The following is a 2,648-nucleotide window of genomic DNA, read 5'->3' as shown; positions in this document are numbered from 1 at the left end:
GAGTGGGAACTGAGTCCCGCTCAACCCGGCTCAGCCCAAAAGAGGCGGTCGTTTCCGTTCCCGGCCTCCGGACTGGACAGGGCTCGGCAGGGAAAGCTTCGGCCCGGATCGGGCCCCGAAACCTTCACTTTTTCACGTACGCGACCGACAGGAGGAGAAGAGCCAGTGTGTCTATGACTCAATCGCATCATTCCGGCTGTCGTTCGCGCCTCTAGAGTCAACCGAAGTGATCCTCACGTGAACCTTTTGGCGGGTACCCGTCTCGGGCCGTACGAGATCTTCTCGGCTCTCGGGGCCGGAGGCCCGACGGTGCCCGCTTTCGCGCCTGCGGCGCCGAAGCGACGATGGCGTCGCGAAGGCGCGAGCGATGGCGCGGCTCGCATGGTGCTCTGATGCTTTCTCCCGGCATCAAGCTCGGGCCTTACGAGATTCTCGCACCTCTTGGAAGTGGCGGCATGGGCGAGGTGTACAGGGCGCGGGATACGAGGCTCGGGCGAGAAGTCGCCGTAAAGGTCCTGTCCGACGCCGTCGCGTCGAACGCCGTCCACCTTCGCCGGTTCGAGCAGGAGGCGCGGTCCGCCTCGGCGCTCTCCGACCCGAACATCGTCACGGTCCTCGACGTCGGGGAGCAGGAGGGCATCCACTACTTCGCCTCGGAGCTCGTCGAGGGAGGGGATCTCCGGTCGCGGCTCAGGGGCGACGGACTGCCGATCCGGAAGGTGCTCGAGATCGCCGAACAGGTCGCGTCGGGCCTCGCGTCGGCCCACGAGAGGGGGATCACCCACCGGGACTTGAAGCCCGAGAACATTCTCTTGACGAAGTCGGGAATGGCCAAGATCGCCGATTTCGGCCTGGCAAAGCTCGCGACGGCACCCGCGGAGACTCCCGACGCCGAAATCTCCCGGATGCCGACGATCGACCGCCTGGAGACGACCGAGGGGGTCGTCATGGGAACGGTCTCCTACATGTCACCCGAACAGGCGGCGGGAAGGAAGGTCGACTACCGCTCCGACCAGTTCTCCTTCGGCCTGCTCCTCTACGAGATGCTGACGCGGAAGCTGGCGTTCCGCCGGGAGACGAAGGGCGAGACGCTGGCGGCGATCCTGCGCGACGAGCCGCCGCCGATCGCCGACTCGAATCCCCTCGTTCCCGCGCCGCTCTGCTGGATCGTCGAACGCTGCCTCGCGAAGGACCCGGACGAGCGCTATTCCTCGACGCGCGACCTCGCGCGGGAGATCGCGAATGTGCGCCGGCACATCTCCGAGGCGACGGGTTCGGCGCGGACGATGGCCGCCGTGCCGCGGCGGAAAATCCGGGAGCGTCTGGCCTGGGCCGGATTCGCGGGCGCGATCCTGCTGTCGGCCGTTCTCGCGATCGCCCTGGCGCGTCGTGCTCCGAAAACACCCTCGGCGATCATCTCGGCCATCCTTCCGCCCGAGAATCTGCATTTCGTCACGTTCGCGCTCTCGCCGGACGGAAAGCGGCTCGCTTTCACGACCCGGGAGCCGGGGCTCTGGGTCCGAACGCTTTCCGCGCCCGCGGCCCAGCAGGTGGCGGAGGTCGAGGATGCCGTCTGGCCGTTCTGGTCGCCCGACGGGAAGTTCATCGCTTACTTCGCGTACCGCAAGAAGCTCCTGATGAAGGTCGATCCCTCCGGGGGACCGCCCATGACCATCTGCGCGTCCGAGGGCGTACCAGCGGGGGGAACCTGGAACCGGGACGGGACGATCGTTTTCGCGCCGGCCTGGAACACGACCCCTCTCTTCCGCGTCGCCGCCTCCGGCGGCAAGCCGGAGGCGGTGACGAAACTCGGCGACTCCCTCCACACTACGGCCAACGTTTCCCCCTTTTTCCTGCCCGACGGCCGACACTTTCTTTACACGGCCTGGAATGCCGCCGGGCCGAACGACGATCCAGCCAACAGGATCCGAGTCGGCTCACTCGACGGAAAGACCGCCAAAGTCGTCGCCGCATCTACATCGGAAGCCGTGTTCGCCGATGGGTATCTCCTCTACGTCAAGGAGAACTCCCTCGTGGCTCAGAAATTGAACCTCGCACGGCTCGAAATGGAAGGGGAACCTATTCCGGTGGCGCCGGCGCCGCAGGAATTCTCGGTTTCGAACGGTCTCCTCGTCACGCAACCGAGGGTGCGGCCCACGCCCTCGCAGCTGACCTGGTTCGATCGCAAGGGCCAGTCGCTCGGCACCGTCGGAACCCCCGCGATCTACGGCGACCTTCGTCTCTCACCCGACAGCCGGCGAATCGCGGTCTCCGTCTGGGATTCGAGCTCGAGCTCGGCGTCGATCCGGCTCTATGGCGCCGACGGAGTCGAATTCCCGTTCACGCGAAAAGCCGAATACCCGGTCTGGTCACCGGCGGGGGACCAGATCATTTTTTCCTCGGACCGAAGGAAAGGTTTGGCCGTCGAGCTCTGGCTCAAGGCCCTGGACGGGAGCGCCGAACAGATCTTCCTGGAATCGCCCGACGAATCGCCCGACATCTGGGGGGCGGAAGACTGGTCCCGCGACGGGAGGCTCCTCTCGGTCGGCAAGATCCCCGTGGTCGGCAAGCAAATCGCCCAGATCTGGATCGTCGAAACCGGCGGCAGCCACACGGCCCGTCCCTTCGTGACCGACGCCAGGGAGGTC

At 66.1% G+C, this 2,648-nt stretch carries 1 protein-coding gene; it reads left to right on the top strand.

All coding sequences use genetic code 11. The features are described from left to right. Nucleotides 1-344 precede the first annotated feature (344 nt). A partial coding sequence (locus VFS34_08585; GenBank protein HET9794503.1) for a protein kinase occupies nucleotides 345-2,648 on the top strand: 2,304 nt, incomplete at its 3' end.

The organism is Thermoanaerobaculia bacterium (assembly GCA_035717485.1).
GTDB lineage: Bacteria > Acidobacteriota > Thermoanaerobaculia > UBA5066 > DATFVB01 > DATFVB01.
Note: the sequence above shows the minus strand (reverse complement) of the source record. Positions and strands in the feature narration are given on the sequence as shown.